The 19,615-nt window shown below is 72.4% G+C and carries 17 protein-coding genes and 1 pseudogene; 16 read left to right on the top strand and 2 right to left on the bottom strand.

Annotated elements, in window-relative coordinates; translation table 11 throughout:
- Positions 1-23: 23 nt before the first annotated feature.
- Together ACZ5WC_RS00995 and ACZ5WC_RS00990 are read left to right on the top strand one after the other, a co-directional pair.
- Positions 24-611, top strand: coding sequence for an ArsR/SmtB family transcription factor (locus ACZ5WC_RS00995; protein ID WP_468538725.1), 588 nt, complete (start codon positions 24-26; stop codon positions 609-611).
- A gap of 30 nt (positions 612-641) precedes the next feature.
- A complete protein-coding gene (locus tag ACZ5WC_RS00990) occupies positions 642-1,895 on the top strand; it encodes an MFS transporter (RefSeq protein WP_468538723.1) in 1,254 nt (417 codons plus the stop codon).
- 42 nt (positions 1,896-1,937) lie between these two features.
- Here ACZ5WC_RS00990 and ACZ5WC_RS00985 read toward each other — a convergent pair whose 3' ends face one another.
- Positions 1,938-2,570, bottom strand: coding sequence for a TIGR03085 family metal-binding protein (locus ACZ5WC_RS00985; protein ID WP_468538721.1), 633 nt, complete (start codon positions 2,568-2,570; stop codon positions 1,938-1,940).
- A gap of 84 nt (positions 2,571-2,654) precedes the next feature.
- On the opposite strand from ACZ5WC_RS00985, the gene hisI reads away from it, so the two are divergent.
- The 11 genes from hisI (at position 2,655) to lgt (ending at position 11,709) form a co-directional block, all read left to right on the top strand.
- The gene (gene hisI, locus ACZ5WC_RS00980; RefSeq protein WP_311119155.1) at positions 2,655-3,035 is read left to right on the top strand and encodes a phosphoribosyl-AMP cyclohydrolase; all 381 of its coding nucleotides are present in this window, start codon (positions 2,655-2,657) and stop codon (positions 3,033-3,035) included.
- An 11-nt stretch (positions 3,036-3,046) separates the two neighbouring features.
- Positions 3,047-4,555: an anthranilate synthase component I gene (locus ACZ5WC_RS00975; RefSeq protein WP_468538720.1), complete on the top strand. Its 1,509-nt coding sequence runs from the start codon at positions 3,047-3,049 to the stop codon at positions 4,553-4,555.
- Complete coding sequence (locus ACZ5WC_RS00970; RefSeq protein ID WP_468538718.1) at positions 4,555-5,217, top strand: TIGR02234 family membrane protein; 663 nt, start codon at positions 4,555-4,557, stop codon at positions 5,215-5,217. The genes ACZ5WC_RS00975 and ACZ5WC_RS00970 overlap by 1 nt, the downstream gene beginning before the upstream one ends.
- A gap of 111 nt (positions 5,218-5,328) precedes the next feature.
- A complete protein-coding gene (locus tag ACZ5WC_RS00965; RefSeq protein ID WP_311119152.1) occupies positions 5,329-5,580 on the top strand; it encodes an HGxxPAAW family protein in 252 nt (83 codons plus the stop codon).
- A 101-nt stretch (positions 5,581-5,681) separates the two neighbouring features.
- Positions 5,682-6,275: a DUF2752 domain-containing protein gene (locus ACZ5WC_RS00960; RefSeq protein WP_468538716.1), complete on the top strand. Its 594-nt coding sequence runs from the start codon at positions 5,682-5,684 to the stop codon at positions 6,273-6,275.
- Between the two features lie 115 nt (positions 6,276-6,390).
- Positions 6,391-7,200 (top strand): indole-3-glycerol phosphate synthase TrpC, encoded by an 810-nt coding sequence (gene trpC, locus ACZ5WC_RS00955; protein WP_096632082.1) that lies wholly within the window; start codon positions 6,391-6,393, stop codon positions 7,198-7,200.
- An 18-nt stretch (positions 7,201-7,218) separates the two neighbouring features.
- Positions 7,219-7,488, top strand: coding sequence for a tryptophan biosynthesis modulator TrpM (trpM, locus tag ACZ5WC_RS00950; protein WP_468538715.1), 270 nt, complete (start codon positions 7,219-7,221; stop codon positions 7,486-7,488).
- A gap of 127 nt (positions 7,489-7,615) precedes the next feature.
- Entirely contained in the window at positions 7,616-8,902 is a 1,287-nt protein-coding gene (trpB, locus tag ACZ5WC_RS00945; protein ID WP_468538713.1) for a tryptophan synthase subunit beta, read from the top strand.
- On the top strand, positions 8,899-9,711 hold the full coding sequence (gene trpA / locus ACZ5WC_RS00940; RefSeq protein ID WP_468538711.1) for a tryptophan synthase subunit alpha: 813 nt from the start codon (positions 8,899-8,901) through the stop codon (positions 9,709-9,711). The genes trpB and trpA overlap by 4 nt, the downstream gene beginning before the upstream one ends.
- Before the next feature lie 75 nt (positions 9,712-9,786).
- On the top strand, positions 9,787-10,614 hold the full coding sequence (locus tag ACZ5WC_RS00935; protein WP_468538709.1) for a DsbA family protein: 828 nt from the start codon (positions 9,787-9,789) through the stop codon (positions 10,612-10,614).
- A gap of 129 nt (positions 10,615-10,743) precedes the next feature.
- Positions 10,744-11,709, top strand: a complete 966-nt coding sequence (gene lgt, locus ACZ5WC_RS00930; protein WP_468538708.1) for a prolipoprotein diacylglyceryl transferase — start codon at positions 10,744-10,746, stop codon at positions 11,707-11,709.
- Positions 11,710-11,809: 100 nt separating this feature from the next.
- Here the strand turns inward: lgt and ACZ5WC_RS00925 are convergent.
- A pseudogene (locus tag ACZ5WC_RS00925) lies at positions 11,810-12,270 on the bottom strand (ADP-ribosylglycohydrolase family protein); the annotation flags it as partial.
- Positions 12,271-12,372: 102 nt separating this feature from the next.
- Here ACZ5WC_RS00925 and ACZ5WC_RS00920 point away from each other — a divergent pair.
- The 3 genes from ACZ5WC_RS00920 (at position 12,373) to ACZ5WC_RS00910 (ending at position 19,547) form a co-directional block, all read left to right on the top strand.
- Positions 12,373-13,104: a VIT1/CCC1 transporter family protein gene (locus ACZ5WC_RS00920; protein ID WP_468538706.1), complete on the top strand. Its 732-nt coding sequence runs from the start codon at positions 12,373-12,375 to the stop codon at positions 13,102-13,104.
- A 430-nt stretch (positions 13,105-13,534) separates the two neighbouring features.
- On the top strand, positions 13,535-18,094 hold the full coding sequence (gene gltB / locus ACZ5WC_RS00915; RefSeq protein WP_468538704.1) for a glutamate synthase large subunit: 4,560 nt from the start codon (positions 13,535-13,537) through the stop codon (positions 18,092-18,094).
- Positions 18,087-19,547 carry a glutamate synthase subunit beta gene (locus tag ACZ5WC_RS00910; protein WP_468538702.1) on the top strand — a complete coding sequence of 487 codons (1,461 nt, stop codon included), beginning with the start codon at positions 18,087-18,089 and terminating at the stop codon, positions 19,545-19,547. Before gltB ends, ACZ5WC_RS00910 begins: the two co-directional genes overlap by 8 nt.
- Positions 19,548-19,615 lie beyond the last annotated feature (68 nt).

The raw sequence follows: 19,615 nt of genomic DNA, 5'->3' as shown, positions 1-19,615 counted from the left end.
TCCTGTGCATCTACGGTCGTGTCATGCCCAGCGACGAAAGACGCCACGTCTCCGATGTCGACACCCTCAAGGCGATCGGCCACCCCCTGCGCCTGAAGCTCTACCGGGCGCTGCACATCAAGCGCACCGCCACCGCCTCCCAGCTCGCCGACCAGGTCGACGAGGCGGTCTCCCTCGTCAGCTACCACCTGCGCAAGCTCGCCGACCACGGGCTGATCGAACCGGCCGAGGGGCAGGGCACCGACGGCCGGGAACGCTGGTGGCGGCCGTCCTCCCGAGGGCTGACCTTCAGTGACGCGGACTTCGACGACGCGCCGGACAGGGCGGCCGTCTACGCCGCCGCCGGCCGGATGTCCTTCGACCAGCACGTCGAGCTCTACCGGGCCCACCAGGACTCACGTCACTCCTGGGACGCGGAATGGCGCAGCGCCTCCTGGAGCGCGGAGAGCCTCCTGCGCCTCACCGCGGAGGAACTGGCCGCCCTCGGACGGGAGATGGGCGCGCTGATCGACCGCTACGAGGAAGCGGGCCGCGCCCGCGAGGAGGCGGGCGACACGGCGGGCCGCGAGAGCGTCGCCCTGCACACCTACGGATTCCCCTTCCGCCCCTGAGCCCGCCGCCCCTGCCGGAAGGACGACTGCGTGACCGCCACGGCCACAGCGACGGAATCCCCCGAACGCCCCGCACACCGCGACCCCAACGTCCTGCGCTGGCTCGGCGCCTACACCGCGTCGATGATCGGCGACAGCGTCTACTTCATGGCCCTGGCCTGGGCCGCCGCCCGTACCGGCAGCGCCTCCGGCACCGGCCTGGTCCTCGCCGCGGGCTCCGTACCCCGGGCGCTCCTGATGCTCGGCGGGGGCGTGCTCGCCGACCGCCTCGGGCCCCGCCGCGTCGTCATCGGCAGCGACGCCGCCCGCGCGCTCCTCGTCCTCGGCCTGGCCGCCACCCTCGTCCTGACCGCACCCACGGTGGGCGTCCTGGTGGTCGTCGCCCTCCTCTTCGGCGCGGTCGACGCCCTGTTCCTGCCCGCCGTCGGAGCACTGCCGCCCCGCATCAGCACGACCGGGCAGCTCGCCAGAATCCAGGGGCTGCGGGGACTCGCCGCCCGCGGCGCCTCGATCGTCGGCGCGCCGATGGGCGGTGTCGCCGTGGCGACCGGCGGACCCGCCCTCGCCTTCGCCGCCGCCGGGCTGCTGTTCGCCGTGTCGCTGCCCCTGCTCCTCCGCCTGCGGATCAGGCCACTGCCGGAGCCGGAGCCGCCGACGGCCACCGGGAGGACGCCGAACGCCTGGCGCGACCTCGTCGACGGGCTGCGCCACATCCGCCGCCACCCCCTGCTCGGCCCGCTCATGCTCGTCATCGCCCTCAGCGAGCTCGGATTCGTGGGCCCGCTCAACCTCGGCCTGATCCTGCTCTCCGAGGAACGCGGCTGGGGCGCGGCGGGCATGGGCTGGATCGTCGCCGGGTTCGCCGCCGGGGCGGCCGCGTCCGCCCTCCTGCTCGCCGTCCGGGGCCGGGTGCCGCGCGCCGGGCTGGTCATGTGCCTGACCGCATGCGCCGGCGCGATGGGCGTCGCCGCCGTGGCCCAGGTGCCCTCCGTGGCCCTGGCCGCCGCGACCGCCGCGTTCGTGGGTCTCTCCGGCGGCCTGGCCGGGGCCCTGTGCGGGGCCCTCGTCCAGACCGCGGCGGACCCGGCGTACCTGGGCCGGGTCACTTCCGTGTCGACGTTCTTCACCTACGCGGTCGTCCCGCTCAGCTACCCCGTCACCGGGGCCGCCGTCGCCCTCTGGGGCACCGGGCCGGTCTTCGCGGTCAGCGCGGCGGTGTGCGCGAGCGGCGGCGCGGCGGGGCTCGCCGTCACCGCGCTGCGCCGCGCCGAACTGCCCCGCTGACCTGCCCGGCTTCCGCTACGCGTCCTCCAGGTCGCAGGGGCCCTACATCCCCAGCTCGGCCGTCCCCACCCGCTCCACCGCGTCCTTGTCGCCCTCCAGCTCGACGTCCGCCGCGCTCTGCCGGCCGTACGCGAACAGCAGCAGCTCGGCGGGCTCCCCGGTCACCGTCACCACCGGGGTGCCCTTGTGGGCCACCGCCGTCTGACCGTCCGGGCGGCGCAGCACCAGGCCCACCGGGGAGCGGCGGCCCAGCAGCCGGGCGGTCTTCTCGATGTGCGACCAGAGCACATCGGTGAAGACCGGGTCCAGCTCACGGCGCGACCAGTCGGGCTGGGCCCGCCGCACGTCCTCCGCGTGGACGAAGAACTCCACGGTGTTCGCCGCCTCGTCGATCTGCTTGAGGGACATCGGGGAGAACCGGGGCGGGCCCGTCCGGATGAGCTGGATCAGTTCCTCGTACGGCTTCGCCGCGAACTCCGCCTGCACCCGCTCCAGCCGGGCCTTCAGGGCCCCCAGCACCAGCCCGCCCGCCGCGTCCGCACGGCGTTCCCGGACCACCACATGGGCGGCCAGATCGCGGGTCTTCCAGCCGTCGCACAGGGTCAGTGCCTCGGGACCGGCCGCCTCCAACAGATCGGCGAGCAGGAGACGTTCACGCTTCGCATGGGTCGACATGCCCGCCAGGGTACGGCCGTCACCCGGGGTCCGCCCAGTGGACGTCCGCCCGGGAGGCCTCCGTCATCACGGCACAATGGGCCCATGACCAGCACGCCCGGCCCCACGCCGCCCGCCAGCAGCCTCGACCCCGCCATCGCCGCCCGCCTCAAGCGCGGCGCCGACGGCCTGGTCCCGGCCATCGCCCAGCAGTACGACACCGGCGAGGTGCTGATGCTCGGCTGGATGGACGACGAGGCGCTGCACCGCACCCTCACCACGGGCCGCTGCACCTACTGGTCACGCAGCCGCCAGGAGTACTGGGTCAAGGGCGACACCTCCGGCCACATCCAGCGGGTGAAGTCCGTCGCCCTGGACTGCGACGCCGACACCGTGCTGGTCAAGGTCGACCAGACGGGCGCCGCCTGCCACACCGGCGACCGCACCTGCTTCGACGCCGACGTGCTTCCCCTCCTCGACCAGTAAGGTCACCGGCCATGGATCTCGACACCTTCCGCAAGCTGGCCGTCGACCGGCGCGTCGTTCCCGTCAGCCGCCGCCTCCTCGCGGACGGCGACACCCCCGTCGGCCTGTACCGCAAGCTCGCCGCCGAACGCCCCGGCACCTTCCTGCTGGAGTCCGCGGAGAACGGCCGGACCTGGTCGCGCTACTCGTTCATCGGCGTCCGCAGCGACGCCACCCTCACCGCCCGCGACGGCGAGGCCCACTGGCTGGGGACCCCGCCCGTCGGCGTCCCGGTGGACGGCGATCCGCTGGACGCCCTGCGGGCCACCGTCGAGACCCTGCACACCCCCCGCGACCTGGTCGTGGACGAGGGCCTGCCGCCCTTCACCGGCGGCATGGTCGGCTACCTCGGCTACGACATCGTGCGCCGCCTGGAGAAGATCGGCGAGCACGGCGGCGACGACCTGGAACTCCCCGAGCTGACCATGCTCCTCACCTCGGACCTCGCCGTCCTCGACCACCAGAACGGCACGGTCCTGCTGATCGCCAACGCGATCAACCACAACGATCTCTCCACCGGCGTCGACGAGGCCCACGCCGACGCCGTCGCCCGCCTCGACGCGATGGAACAGGACCTGCGCCGCCCCGTCGAGAACGCCCCCGCCGCCCTGTCCCCGTCCGAGCTGCCCCCGTACACCGCCCTGTGGGGCGGCGAGGCCTACCAGGCGGCCGTCGAGGACATCAAGGAGCGCATCCGCGCCGGTGAGGCCTTCCAGGTGGTCCCCTCCCAGCGCTTCGAGACCCCGTGCACCGCGAGCGCCCTGGACGTCTACCGGGTGCTGCGGGCCACCAACCCGTCCCCGTACATGTACCTCTTCCGCTTCGACGGGTTCGACGTCGTCGGCTCCAGCCCCGAGGCCCTCGTCAAGGTCGAGGACGGGCGGGCCATGGTCCACCCGATCGCCGGGACCCGGCACCGCGGCGCCACCCCGCAGGAGGACCAGGCCCTCGCCGACGAGCTGCTCGCCGACCCCAAGGAGCGCGCCGAGCACCTGATGCTCGTCGACCTCGGACGCAACGACCTGGGCCGGGTCTGCGAACCGGGCAGCGTCGAGGTCGTCGACTTCATGTCGATCGAGCGGTACTCCCACGTCATGCACATCGTCTCCACCGTCACCGGCCGCGTCACCGAGGACCGCACCGCCTTCGACGTACTGACCGCCTGCTTCCCCGCGGGCACGCTCTCCGGCGCCCCCAAGCCCCGCGCGATGCAGATCATCGAGGAGCTGGAGCCGAGCCGCCGGGGCCTGTACGGGGGCTGCGTCGGCTACCTCGACTTCGCCGGGGACTCCGACACCGCCATCGCCATCCGTACCGCCCTGCTCCGCGACGGCACCGCGTACGTGCAGGCCGGAGCGGGTGTCGTCGCCGACTCCGACCCGGTCGCCGAGGACACCGAGTGCCGCAACAAGGCCGCCGCCGTGCTCCGCGCCGTCCATACGGCCAACCGGCTCAACGAACGCCGAACCGGTAGGGGATAGTGGAGGGCGTGAGTGCCGTCCCCGTACCCCAGCCCCGTGCCCGAACCGCCGACACCGCCCCCGACTCCGCCGGGAGCCGCCGCAGTCTCGCGGCAGGTCTGCTGCTCGGCGCGGCGGGCGCGACCGTCGTGCTCCTCGCCTCCGGGCAGACCTGGGCGGAGGGGCAGGCGGCCACCGGCGGCGGCGCACTGCCGCTGACCGCCGACGGCCGGGACGTCACGGGCGTCCCCGCCGCTCTCGCCGTCGTCGGGCTCGCCGCCCTCGTCGCCGTCTTCGCGGTGCGCGGGGCGGGGCGCCGGATCGTCGCCGCCCTCCTCGCCCTCAGCGGCCTCGGAGCCGCGATCAGCGCCTGGGCCGGGGCGGGCGACAGCAGCGCCCTCGACGAGGAGGCCGCCCGCACCACCGGTGACGCGGCGGCCACGGTGCACGCCCTCAGCCACACCGCCTGGCCCTACGTCACGGCCGCCGGGGGCCTGCTGATCCTGCTCGCCGGGCTCCTCGCCCTGCGCTACGGCGGCCGCTGGCCAGCCATGTCCGCGAAGTACGAACGCGACGGCACCCCCCGCCCCCGCAGGGCCCCCCGCACCGCCCCCGACCCGGAGCGGCCCGAGGAGCTGTGGAAGGCCCTGGACCGCGGCGAGGACCCGACGCGCGAGGAGTGACCCCCGCTCACGTCCTGCCACCCCGTACGGGACAATGGGAGCGCGCCGTCCCCCGGGCGGCGGCCCCAGTCACCGCGATACCCACAGCGCAACACCAACAAGGAGCAACTCATGGCGGGCAGCAGCCACGGACACACCCCGGCCGCCTGGACCGGTGTCATCATCTCCTTCATCGGCTTCTGCGTCGCAGGCGTCTTCATGGTGGCGGACAACCCGCTCGGCTTCTGGGTCGGTATCGCCGTCATCTTCGCCGGTGGACTCGTGGGCCTCGCGATGAGGGCCGCCGGTCTCGGCATGCCGAAGGAGTCCGCCGAGATGGCCGAGGCCCGGGCCCGCGCCGGACAGGCCCAGACCTCCCACTGAGCGGGCCGCAGGCCCGCCCCGGCGACCGGCCGGAGCGACACGCAGCGAGGCGCAGCCCCACCGGGGCTGCGCCTTTCCGCGTCAGCGGGGACAATCACCGGGTGGACGCCTCGCCAACCCCCGCCGCCGCCCAGCCGCCGGACTCCGACACCAGCCCTCCGCCTGGCCCCGGGCCCACCGGTCCGGCCCGCACGGAAGCCTCACCGCCGGGCCCCGGGCCCCGGGGCGTGCCGCCGACCGTCTGCCCGACTGCGGACAGGGCCCGGCCCGTTCCGGCGCGGACGGGCGGGGACGGGCCCGCCCCCCTGCGCCGGCTCGCCACCCCTCTCGGTATCCTCGCCGCCGTCGCAGGCGCCTTCGCGTACGTCGGGACCGTCGATCCCAACGAGCCCGGCCACTACCCCGTCTGCCCGCTGCTGAAGATCACCGGCGCGCTCTGCCCCGGCTGCGGCGGGCTGCGCAGTGCGCACGCGTTCATCCACGGCGATCTCGGCGCCGCCTTCTCCGCCAACGCCGTCGCCACCGTCGGCTACTTCCTCTTCGCCGTGGTCTGGGTGCTGTGGCTGGTACGGGCCTGGCGCGGGCAGCCCCTGCGGATCCGGCTCGCCCCCGCCTGGTGGTGGGGCATCGGAGCCCTGCTCCTGGTCTTCTCCGTGGCCCGGAATCTGCCGTTCGGATCGGCGCTGGCCCCCTGAATGCCCAGGTAGTGGGACGCGGCGCGGCCGGATGCGAGCCCCGGGGCCTCCTGCGGATACCATCGGTATGGCTGATCCTGTTCCCTATTCACCGTTCCGGAAGGGGGCCGCTCGCGTGAGTGTGCTCGACGAGATCATCGACGGCGTTCGCGCCGACCTCGCGGAGCGGCAGGCGCGCGTCAGCCTCGACGAGCTGAAGGAGCGCGCAGCCCGCGCTCCCCAGGCCAAGGACGGAGTCGCCGCCCTGCGCGGCGAGGGCGTGACCGTCATCTGCGAGGTCAAGCGCTCGTCCCCCTCCAAGGGGGCCCTTGCCGCCATCGCCGACCCCGCCGCGCTCGCCGCGGACTACGAGGCCGGCGGCGCGTCCGTCATCTCGGTCCTCACCGAGGAGCGCCGCTTCGGCGGCTCGCTCGCCGACCTGGAGGCCGTCCGCGCCAAGGTCGACATCCCGGTCCTGCGCAAGGACTTCATCGTCACCTCCTACCAGCTGTGGGAGGCCCGCGCCTACGGCGCCGACCTCGCCCTGCTGATCGTCGCCGCCCTCGACCAGGAGGCCCTCGTCTCCCTGATCGAGCGCGCCGAGTCGATCGGACTCACCCCGATCGTCGAGGCGCACGACGAGGAGGAGGCGGAGCGCGCCGTGGACGCCGGAGCGAAGATCATCGGTGTCAACGCGCGCAATCTGAAGGACCTCAAGGTCGACCGCTCCATCTTCGAGCGCGTCGCCCCCGAGATCCCCGACCACATCGTCAAGGTCGCCGAGTCCGGCGTCCGCGGCCCGCACGACCTGATCGCGTACGCCAACGCCGGCGCCGACGCCGTCCTGGTCGGCGAGTCCCTGGTCACCGGCCGCGACCCGCGCGCCGCCGTCGCCGACCTGGTCGCCGCGGGCGCCCACCCGGCGCTCCGCCACGGCCGCGGCTGACCGGGAGCGACTGCGACCATGACCGACCGCCCCGTGCCCCGCACCCGGCCGGGTAGGGCCTGTCGTCACACTGCCATGCGCCGCCCGGCAGGCGGCAGTGTGACGACAGGCCCCAGCCCCGCCGGGGCCCCGGCCCGGGACCCGCACGCCCCGCTGGGGCGCGGGTGCAGGCCGCGGGGCTGCCGAGCCCCGGCCCGGCGCGTGCACGGACGGCGGGTGCGGTACGTGATCGGTGACGAGCCCGGCCAGGTCAACGGGATGCGATGGCGCCCGGGGCCCGCGCTGTAGCGAGCCCCGGCCGACGTACCGCGGTACCTGTCGTATGTCGTACGTACGACCGCACGCTGTCCCGGTGGCGCTCGCTGCTCCGCGCATACGGTGAACCCACCTGTTGCCATGCCAAGGAGCACGTCACATGTCGTCCGACTTCTTCATTCCGGACCCGGAGGGTCTGATCCCCAGCGCCGAGGGCTATTTCGGCGCGTACGGCGGCAAGTTCATCCCGGAGGCGCTCGTCGCCGCTGTGGACGAGGTCGCCGTCGAGTACGACAAGGCGAAGGCCGACCCGGCCTTCGCCGCCGAGCTCAACGCGCTCATGGCCGACTACACGGGACGGCCCAGCGCGCTGACCGAGGTCCCGCGCTTCGCCGAACACGCGGGCGGCGCCCGGATCTTCCTCAAGCGGGAGGACCTGAACCACACCGGCTCGCACAAGATCAACAACGTGCTGGGCCAGGCGCTGCTCACCAAGCGCATGGGCAAGACCCGGGTCATCGCCGAGACGGGAGCCGGTCAGCACGGGGTCGCCACCGCGACCGCCTGCGCCCTCTTCGGCCTCGACTGCACCATCTACATGGGCGAGATCGACACCCAGCGCCAGGCGCTGAACGTGGCCCGGATGCGGATGCTCGGCGCCGAGGTCGTCGCCGTGAAGTCCGGTTCGCGGACCCTGAAGGACGCCATCAACGAGGCGTTCCGCGACTGGGTCGCCAACGTGGACCGCACGCACTACCTCTTCGGCACGGTCGCGGGCCCGCACCCCTTCCCGGCGATGGTCCGCGACTTCCACCGGGTCATCGGCGTCGAGGCGCGCCGCCAGCTCCTGGAGCGCGCGGGCCGGCTCCCGGACGCGGCGGTCGCCTGTGTCGGCGGCGGCTCCAACGCCATCGGCCTCTTCCACGCCTTCATCCCGGACGCCGGGGTCCGCCTGGTCGGCTGCGAGCCCGCCGGACACGGCGTGGAGACCGGCGAGCACGCGGCGACCCTGACCGCGGGCGAGCCGGGCATCCTGCACGGTTCGCGCTCCTACGTCCTCCAGGACGACGAGGGCCAGATCACCGAGCCGTACTCCATCTCGGCCGGTCTGGACTACCCGGGCATCGGCCCGGAGCACTCCTACCTCAAGGACATCGGGCGCGGCGAGTACCGCGCCGTCACCGACGACGCGGCCATGCAGGCCCTGCGCCTCCTCTCCCGCACCGAGGGGATCATCCCGGCCATCGAGAGCGCCCACGCGCTCGCCGGTGCCCTGGACCTCGGCAAGGAACTCGGCAAGGACGGGCTGATCCTCGTCAACCTGTCCGGGCGCGGCGACAAGGACATGGACACCGCCGCCCGCTACTTCGGTCTCTACGACCCCGACGCCGCCGTCGAGGCGGACGCCGACAGCGACCGCGCCGAGATCGAGGGGGACGCCAAGTGAGCGGCAACATCGAGCTGTTGAACACCACCCTGGCCGCCGCGAAGGCCGAGGACCGGGCGGCGCTCATCGCCTATCTGCCCGCCGGGTTCCCGACCGTCGACGGCGGCATCGAGGCGGTCAAGGCCGTCGTCGCGGGCGGCGCGGACATCGTCGAGGTCGGCCTCCCGCACAGCGACCCGGTCCTGGACGGCCCGGTCATCCAGACCGCCGACGACATCGCCCTGCGCGGCGGGGTCCGCATCGCCGACGTGATGCGCACGGTCCGCGAGGCGCACGAGGCCACCGGCGTCCCGATCCTGGTCATGACGTACTGGAACCCCATCGACCGGTACGGCGTGGAGCGCTTCACCGCCGAACTGGCCGAGGCGGGCGGTGCCGGGTGCATCCTGCCCGACCTGCCGGTCCAGGAGTCCGCGCTGTGGCGCGAGCACGCCGACAAGCACGGCCTGGCCACCGTGTTCGTCGTCGCCCCCAGCAGCCAGGACGCCCGCCTCGCCACCATCACGGCGGCCGGGAGCGGCTTCGTCTACGCCGCCTCCCTGATGGGCGTCACCGGCACCCGCGCCTCCGTCGGCGCCCAGGCCCAGGAGCTGGTGGTCCGCACCCGCGCCACCACCGAGCTGCCGGTCTGCGTCGGCCTCGGTGTCTCCAACGCCGCACAGGCCGCCGAGGTCGCCGGATTCGCCGACGGCGTGATCGTCGGCTCGGCCTTCGTCAAGGCCATGCTGGACGCCCCCGACGAGACCGCGGGTCTGGACGCCGTCCGCTCCCTGGCGGGCGACCTGGCCGTGGGCGTTCGAAAGCGCTGACGCCTTGAATCACCCGAATGGGTGGATTATGGGCCGGGGAGGCGCGGAGGTGCCTCCCCGGTTCGTTCCCCGGGTGTGAGCGACAAGATCCCTGAGGGAAACAGAAGCGCGCGCGAGCGCCTGGCCCAGCAGCGCGAGCGGGAGAAGGGGCGCGAGAAGCGGCGCCGCACGCTGATCGTCGCCTCGGCGGTGGTCGGGGTGCTGGCGCTGGCCGCCGTGGTCGGCCTGATCGCCGCCAACGCGGGCAAGGACGACGGCGGGGACACCGCGTCGGGCCCCGCCATCGCCCCCTCGGGCGCGACCGGCGAGGACTCCCTGACCCTGCCGGTCGGCGCCTCCGACGCCCCGTCCACCCTCACGATCTGGGAGGACTTCCGCTGTCCGGTCTGCGCCCAGTTCGAGAACGCCTTCCGGGACACCATCACGGACCTGGCCGACCAGGGCCAGGTCAAGGTGGAGTATCACCTCGCCACGATCATCGACGGCAACCTCGGCGGCAGCGGATCGCTGCGCGCCGCCAACGCCGCCGCATGCGCCCAGGACGTCGGCAGGTTCGCCCCGTATCACGACGTCCTCTTCCGCAACCAGCCTCCCGAGCCGGACGACGCCTTCGGCAAGAACAGCCGGCTGATCGAGCTGGCCGGTGAGGTCGAGGGGCTCGACACGCCGGGCTTCCGCGGCTGCGTGGAGGACGGCGAGCACGACAGCTGGGTGAGGAAGTCCGACACGGCGTTCCGCGAGGGCGGCTTCCAGGGAACGCCGACCGTGCTGCTCAACGGGGAGTCCGTCTTCCCGAGCAAGGGCGACGAGCAGATCTCCCCGGAGAACCTGAAGAAGTGGGTCGCCGAGGCCAACAAGGGCAAGAAGCCAGGCACCGCCACCCCGTCCGCCCCTGCTTCCTGATCCCTGGGTACGGCCCGGGACAGCCCCGGAAAGAGCCGGCGTACGGGCCCGTGACCGTGCCCCCGTTACGCAGACGTTGCCGGGTGGCTTGGCCTACCCACCGCCCGGCAAGGTAGCGTCGACTCCGTCATGAACCTTGCCTCCATTCCCAGCCCGTCGACCGGCGTGATCGAGCTCGGCCCGATCCCGCTGCGCGGCTACGCGTTCTGCATCATCATCGGTGTCTTCGTCGCCGTCTGGTTCGGCAACAAGCGCTGGGTCGCCCGTGGCGGCAAAGCCGGCACCGTCGCCGACATCGCTGTCTGGGCGGTGCCCTTCGGCCTCGTCGGCGGCCGGCTCTACCACGTGGTCACCGACTACCAGCTCTACTTCAGCGAAGGCCAGAACTGGGTCGACGCCTTCAAGATCTGGGAGGGCGGCCTCGGCATCTGGGGCGCGGTCGCCTTCGGCGCGGTCGGCGCCTGGATCGGCTGCCGCCGCCGGGGCATCCCGCTGCCCGCGTGGGCGGACGCGCTGGCCCCGGGCCTCGCCATCGCCCAGGCCATCGGCCGCTGGGGCAACTGGTTCAACCAGGAGCTGTACGGCAAGCCCACCGACCTTCCCTGGGCGCTGGAGATCAGCGAGGGCCCGAACCGCGTCGCCGGGACCTACCACCCGACCTTCCTCTACGAGTCGCTGTGGTGCATCGGCGTCGCGCTGCTGGTCATCTGGGCCGACCGCCGCTTCAGGCTCGGCCACGGACGGGCGTTCGCGCTGTACGTCGCGGCCTACTGCGCCGGTCGCGGCTGGATCGAGTACATGCGGGTCGACGAGGCCCACCACGTTCTCGGCCTGCGCCTGAACGTGTGGACCGCGATCATCGTCTTCGTCCTCGCCGTCACCTACATCGTGATCTCCGCGAAGCTGCGCCCGGGCCGCGAGGAGATCGTCGAGCCGGACCGGGACGCCGAGGCTGAGAAGCCCGCCGACGCCGACTCCGCCGACACCGCCGAGAAGCAGGACGGCGCCGAGGACGCGGACGCGCCCGAGTCCGGCAGCACGGGCGGCGACCTGCTCAAGAAGGAGCCCGCCCCCGAGGCGGCCGACAAGAGCTGACCTTCGCGCGCCCGTCACCCGGCGCACCCCGCGCACCCCCTGATCGCCGGGCGGTCCCTGGGACAGACCTCAGGACCGCCCGGCGATCGCCCGTGTGCGGCGTGCCGCGCTCGCTGAACCCGGCCCCCGGAACGGGCCCTCGTCGAGATCGGCGATCCAGTGGTGCCAGGCCCGCTCCACCTGGGCGACGCCGAGCGCGGAGCCGTGCCGGGCCAGCAGCAGCCCGGAGAAGACCGCGTACTCCGTGTCGTCCGTGCCCGCCGGGTCCTCGCTCACGAAGCCCTCGATCCGGCCCCAGCGGCGGTGGATCTCGGAGGGCCGCGGATTCGCCGCCGGGGCGCCGAGCGCGTCCCCGACCGCCAGCCCCAGCAGCGCCCCCCCTGGCCCGTTCCTTGCCGACGGCCGTGTCCATGGCGTCGCCCTTCCGCTCGTCCGGCGAGTCCGTATCCGGGCCCTGTCCGTATCTGTGCCACGCGCAGGGCCGCCGGAGGCGGGAAACGGCGGGAGAAGAGCCACTCGGATGACCCCGGCCGGATAGCTGAGGCTGGCCTTTCTTCGCAGGTCAGGGGGGTGGTAAGCCAGGCCTGCCTTGCTGGCGGCGGTCGCCCGACCGGCGTACTTTGGACTTTGTCGAGAGTTGTACTCACTGGGGAGAAGTGCATCGTGGCCATCATCGAGACCGACGCCGTCCTGCACGAGGCGCACCGGGACAACCACACCCACCGGGATGTGAACGGCGGCTGGCTGCGCCCCGCCGTCTTCGGTGCGATGGACGGGCTGGTCTCCAACCTCGCCCTGATGACCGGGGTCGCGGGCGGTGCGGTCTCCCAGCAGGCCATCGTGATCACCGGGCTCGCGGGTCTGGCCGCCGGGGCGTTCTCCATGGCGGCCGGCGAGTACACCTCCGTCGCCTCGCAGCGCGAGCTGGTCGAGGCCGAGCTCGACGTCGAACGCCGGGAGCTCCGTAAGCACCCCAAGGACGAGATGGCGGAGCTGGCCGCGCTCTACGAGTCCCGGGGGGTGGACGCCCCGCTCGCCCTTGAGGTCGCCCGTCAGCTCTCCCGCGACCCGGACCAGGCGCTGGAGATCCACGCCCGCGAGGAGCTGGGCGTCGACCCGGGCGACCTGCCCTCGCCGCTCGTGGCCGCGGTCTCCTCGTTCGGGGCCTTCGCGCTGGGTGCCCTGCTGCCCGTCCTGCCCTACCTCCTCGGCGCGAGCGCCCTGTGGCCCGCGGTGCTGCTCGCCCTGGCCGGACTGTTCGCCTGCGGCGCGGTCGTGGCCCGGGTGACGGCCCGCAGCTGGTGGTTCAGCGGACTGCGTCAGCTCGCGCTCGGCGGTGCGGCCGCGGCGATGACGTACGGACTCGGCACGCTGTTCGGTGTGGCGGTCGGGTGAACCCGGCAGCGGCCCGGCGAACGGCGTAACCGGGCCGCCCGAACGGCCCAGCGGTGCGGCAGCCCGTGTGACGTACGTCTTGGCGCCGCCCACTGGGCGCGACCGGCTCCGCGGCCGTAAAATGAGACGCTATGCAGGGCTACACATAAGTAGCCGTTACTCGGTGGTTTCGTTTCCTTTGCCGCCGGGCAAGAGCCGTAAGCACCGCAGGCAACGACGCCTGCTCTCTGTGACTCCCCGGGCGCCGATCCTTTTGGCGGCGACCCACCCCCTGGCCATCCGGTCACTTCTGGTCACCACGGTGTCCGCATGTTGGAACAAGCCTTCCGCTTCTTGAGAAGCGCCCCATCATGTAACCTGCACGAAATTTCGCAGAGGGCCAACGTCGTCCCTCGGCACTGCACATGCCACGACGACGACGGGAGAGCCGATGCGTACCGACGCCTGGTCGCCCATGGACGGTCGCCCCGCCCAGCAGGGGATGTACGACCCCCGCAACGAGCACGACGCCTGTGGCGTCGGGTTCGTGGCCACTCTGACCGGTGTGGCCAGCCATGAGCTGGTCGAGCAGGCGCTGACCGTACTGCGCAACCTCGAACACCGCGGCGCCACCGGCTCCGAGCCCGACTCCGGCGACGGCGCCGGCATTCTCTGCCAGGTCCCCGACGCCTTCCTGCGCGCCGAGACCCCTTTCGAGCTTCCCGAGGCCGGCGCCTACGCCGTGGGCATCGCCTTCCTTCCCGCCGACGCCTCCACCGAGGCCGTCCGCACGATCGAGAAGATCGCGACCCAGGAGGGCCTGAAGGTCCTCGGCTGGCGCGACGTCCCGGTCACCCCCGCACTCCTCGGCAACGGCGCCCGCGCCACCATGCCCGAGTTCCGCCAGGTCTTCGTCGCCGACGGCGAGTCCACCGGCATCGTCCTGGACCGCAAGGCGTTCGTCCTGCGCAAGCGTGCCGAGCGTGAGGCCGGGGTGTACTTCCCCTCGCTCTCCGCCCGCACCATCGTCTACAAGGGCATGCTCACCACCGGACAGCTGGAGCCGTTCTTCCCGGACCTCTCCGACCGCCGCTTCGCCTCCGCGGTCGCGCTGGTCCACTCCCGCTTCTCCACCAACACCTTCCCGAGCTGGCCGCTGGCCCACCCGTACCGCTTCGTCGCGCACAACGGCGAGATCAACACGGTCAAGGGCAACCGCAACTGGATGAAGGCCCGCGAGTCGCAGCTCGCCTCCAGCCTCTTCGGCAGCGAGCAGCTCGACCGGATCTTCCCCGTCTGCACCCCGGACGCCTCCGACTCGGCCTCCTTCGACGAGGTCCTGGAGCTGCTCCACCTCGGCGGGCGCTCGCTGCCGCACTCCGTGCTGATGATGGTCCCCGAGGCGTGGGAGAACCACGACTCCATGGACCCGGCCCGGCGGGCGTTCTACCAGTACCACGCCACGATGATGGAGCCCTGGGACGGGCCGGCCTGTGTCACCTTCACCGACGGCGTCCAGGTCGGCGCGGTCCTCGACCGCAACGGGCTGCGCCCCGGCCGCTACTGGGTCACCGACGAGGGCCTCGTCGTGCTCTCCTCCGAGGTCGGCGTCCTCGACATCGACCCGGCCAAGGTCGTCCGCAAGGGCCGCCTCCAGCCCGGCAGGATGTTCCTCGTCGACACCGCCGAGCACCGCATCATCGAGGACGACGAGATCAAGGCGTCCCTCGCCGCCGAGCAGCCCTACCAGGAGTGGCTGGCGACCGGCGAGATCGAGCTGAGCGACCTGCCCGAGCGCGAGCACATCGTGCACACCCACGCCTCGGTCACCCGCCGCCAGCAGACCTTCGGCTACACCGAGGAAGAGCTGCGCGTCATCCTCGCGCCGATGGCCCGGACCGCCGGTGAGCCGCTCGGCTCCATGGGCACCGACTCGCCGATCGCCGCGCTCTCCGAGCGCCCCCGGCTCCTCTTCGACTACTTCACCCAGCTCTTCGCCCAGGTCACCAACCCGCCGCTGGACGCCATCCGCGAGGAGCTCGTCACCTCGCTGCGCTCCTCGCTCGGCCCCCAGGGCAACATCCTGGAGCCGACCGCCGCGGCCTGCCGCAGCGTCACGCTGCCGTTCCCGGTGATCGACAACGACGAGCTCGCCAAGCTGATACACATCAACGCCGACGGCGACATGCCGGGCATGAAGGCCGCCACCCTCGCCGGTCTCTACCGGGTCGGCGGCGGCGGTGACGCGCTGGCCGCGCGGATCGAGGAGATCCGCGCCGAGGTCGACGCCGCCATCGAGGACGGCGCCCGCCTGATCGTCCTCTCCGACCGGCACTCCGACGCCGAGCACGCGCCGATCCCCTCGCTGCTGCTCACCTCCGCCGTCCACCACCACCTCATCCGCACCAAGCAGCGCACCCAGGTGGGCCTGCTGGTCGAGGCCGGGGACGTCCGCGAGGTCCACCACGTCGCCCTGCTGATCGGTTACGGCGCCGCCGCGGTCAACCCGTACCTCGCCATGGAGTCCGTCGAGGACCTGGTCCGCGCGGGCACGTTCATCGAGAACATCGAGGCCGAGCAGGCCATCCGGAACCTGATCTACGCGCTCGGCAAGGGCGTCCTGAAGGTCATGTCCAAGATGGGCATCTCCACCGTCGCCTCCTACCGCGGCGCGCAGGTCTTCGAGGCCGTCGGCCTCGACGAGGCCTTCGTCGCGAGGTACTTCAACGGCACCGCCACCAAGATCGGCGGCGCGGGCCTGGACGTCATCGCCAAGGAGGTCGCCGCCCGGCACACCAAGGCGTACCCCGCCTCCGGCATCGCGGCCTCGCACCGCGCGCTGGAGATCGGCGGCGAGTACCAGTGGCGGCGCGAGGGGGAGCCGCACCTGTTCGACCCGGAGACGGTCTTCCGCCTCCAGCACGCCACCCGCAACAGGCGCTACGACATCTTCAAGCAGTACACGGACCGGGTGAACGAGCAGTCCGAGCGGCTGATGACGCTTCGCGGCCTCTTCGGCTTCACCTCGGACCGGGCCCCGATCTCCCTGGACGAGGTCGAGCCCGCCTCCGAGATCGTCAAGCGGTTCTCCACCGGCGCCATGTCGTACGGCTCCATCTCGCGCGAGGCGCACGAGACGCTCGCCATCGCGATGAACCAGCTCGGCGGCAAGTCCAACACCGGCGAGGGCGGCGAGGACCCCGACCGCCTCTACGACCCGGCGCGCCGCTCCTCCATCAAGCAGGTCGCCTCCGGCCGCTTCGGTGTGACCAGCGAGTACCTGGTCAACGCGGACGACATCCAGATCAAGATGGCCCAGGGCGCCAAGCCCGGCGAGGGCGGCCAGCTGCCCGGCCACAAGGTCTACCCGTGGGTCGCCAAGACGCGTCACTCGACGCCCGGCGTCGGCCTCATCTCGCCCCCGCCGCACCACGACATCTACTCCATCGAAGACCTCGCGCAGCTGATCCACGACCTCAAGAACGCCAACCCCGTGGCCCGCATCCACGTGAAGCTGGTCTCCGAGGTCGGCGTGGGCACGGTCGCCGCCGGTGTCTCCAAGGCCCACGCGGACGTCGTCCTCATCTCCGGCCACGACGGCGGAACGGGCGCCTCCCCGCTCACCTCGCTCAAGCACGCGGGCGGCCCCTGGGAGCTCGGCCTCGCCGAGACCCAGCAGACGCTGCTGCTCAACGGCCTGCGCGACCGCATCGTCGTGCAGACCGACGGCCAGCTCAAGACCGGCCGCGACGTCGTCATCGCCGCGCTGCTCGGCGCCGAGGAGTTCGGTTTCGCGACCGCGCCGCTCGTCGTCTCCGGCTGCGTCATGATGCGCGTCTGCCACCTGGACACCTGCCCGGTCGGCATCGCCACCCAGAACCCGGTCCTGCGCGACCGGTTCTCCGGCAAGGCCGAGTACGTCGTCAACTTCTTCGAGTTCATCGCCGAAGAGGTCCGCGAGATCCTCGCCGAGCTGGGCTTCCGGACCATCGAGGAGGCCGTCGGCCACGCCGAACTCCTCGACACCGACCGGGCGGTCACCCACTGGAAGGCGCAGGGCCTCGACCTCGCCCCGCTCTTCCACGTGCCCGAACTGCCCGAGGGTGCGGTCCGCCACCAGATCATCGAGCAGGACCACGGACTGACCAAGGCGCTCGACAACCAGCTGATCAAGCTGGCCGCCGACGCGCTCGGCGCCGACAGCGCCGAGGCCGCCCAGCCGGTCCGCGCCCAGGTCGCGATCCGCAACATCAACCGCACCGTCGGCACCATGCTCGGCCACGAGGTGACCAAGAAGTTCGGCGGTGCGGGCCTGCCCGAGAACACCATCGACCTCACCTTCACCGGCTCGGCCGGCCAGTCCTTCGGCGCGTTCGTGCCGCGCGGGGTGACCCTGCGCCTGGAGGGCGACGCCAACGACTACGTCGGCAAGGGCCTCTCCGGCGGCCGCGTCATCGTCCGCCCGGACCGGGGCGCCGACCACCTCGCCGAGTACTCCACCATCGCCGGCAACACCATCGGCTACGGCGCGACCGGCGGCGAGATCTTCCTCCGCGGCCGCACCGGCGAACGCTTCTGCGTCCGCAACTCCGGGGCGCTCGTAGTCTCCGAGGGCGTGGGCGACCACGGCTGCGAGTACATGACCGGCGGCCAGGCCGTCGTCCTCGGCGAGACCGGCCGCAACTTCGCCGCCGGAATGTCGGGCGGCATCGCCTACGTCATCGACCTGAACCGCGACAACGTCAACGTCGGCAACCTCGGCGCCATCGAGGAGCTCGACGACACCGACAAGCAGTGGCTGCACGACGTGGTGCGCCGCCACCACGAGGAGACCGGCTCCACCGTCGCCGGGAAGCTCCTCGCCGAGTGGGACAGCGCGGTGCCCCGCTTCAGCAAGATCATCCCGACCACGTACAAGGCAGTGCTCGCCGCCAAGGACGCCGCTGAGCTCGCCGGTCTCTCCGAGCAGGAGACCACCGAGAAGATGATGGAGGCGGCGACCCATGGCTGACCCCAAGGGCTTCCTGACCACCGGACGCGAGGTCGCCCAGACCCGCCCCGTGGCCGAGCGCGTCAAGGACTGGAACGAGGTCTACGTTCCGGGCTCGCTGCTCCCGATCATCAGCAAGCAGGCCGGGCGCTGCATGGACTGCGGCATCCCGTTCTGCCACAACGGCTGCCCGCTCGGAAACCTCATCCCCGAGTGGAACGACTACGCCTACCGCGAGGACTGGACCGCGGCCTCCGAGCGGCTGCACGCCACGAACAACTTCCCGGAGTTCACCGGGCGGCTGTGCCCGGCCCCGTGTGAGTCGGCGTGTGTGCTCGGCATCAACCAGCCCGCCGTCACCATCAAGAACGTCGAAGTCTCCATCATCGACAAGGCGTGGGACAGCGGCGACGTCACCCCGCAGCCGCCCGAGCGCCTCTCCGGCAAGACCGTCGCGGTCATCGGCTCGGGCCCGGCGGGACTCGCCGCCGCCCAGCAGCTGACCCGGGCCGGTCACACCGTCGCCGTCTACGAGCGCGCGGACCGCATCGGGGGCCTCCTCCGCTACGGCATCCCCGAGTTCAAGATGGAGAAGTCGCACATCAACCGCCGCATCGAGCAGATGCGCCTGGAGGGCACCAAGTTCCGCACCGAGGTGGAGATCGGCAAGGACATCGACGCCGCGAAGCTCCGCCGCCGCTACGACGCGGTCGTCATCGCGGCCGGTGCCACCGTCTCCCGCGACCTGCCGGTCCCCGGCCGTGAGCTGGGCGGCATCCACTTCGCGATGGAGTACCTGCCGCTCGCCAACAAGGTGCAGGAGGGCGACCTCACGGTCTCCCCGATCCACGCCGGCGGCAAGCACGTCGTCGTCATCGGCGGCGGCGACACCGGCGCCGACTGCGTGGGCACCGCCCACCGCCAGGGCGCGGCCTCCGTCACCCAGCTGGAGATCATGCCGAAGCCGGGCGAGGAGCGGAACGCGAACCAGCCCTGGCCGACCTTCCCGATGCTCTACAAGGTCACCTCCGCGCACGAGGAGGGCGGCGAGCGGGTCTACTCCGTCTCCACCACCCACTTCGAGGGCGACGAGGACGGAAACGTCGCGGCCCTCCACCTGGTCGAGGTCGAGTTCAAGGACGGTAAGCTGGAGCAGAAGCCCGGCACGGAGCGGCGCATTCCGGCGCAGCTCGTCACCCTCGCCATGGGCTTCACCGGAACCGACCAGTCCAATGGCCTGGTCCAGCAGTTCGGCCTGGAGCTCGACCAGCGCGGCAACGTCGCCCGCGACGAGCACTACGCGACCAACGTCGACGGCGTCTTCGTCGCCGGTGACGCGGGACGCGGCCAGTCGCTGATCGTCTGGGCGATCGCCGAGGGCCGCTCCGCCGCCCGCGGAGTGGACCGCTTCCTGACCGGGACCAGCGCCCTGCCGGCCCCGATCCGCCCGACGGACCGGTCCCTGCTGGTCTGAGCACCACCCGGGTTCCCCCTGGGCCACGCGGCCCGGGGGAGCCCCCTCAAGACGTCCCGTACAACGGC

This window comes from Streptomyces sp. NPDC033165, assembly GCF_055577965.1.
The sequence above is the reverse complement of the archived record's forward strand: the minus strand, read 5'-3'. Positions and strand labels throughout refer to the sequence as shown.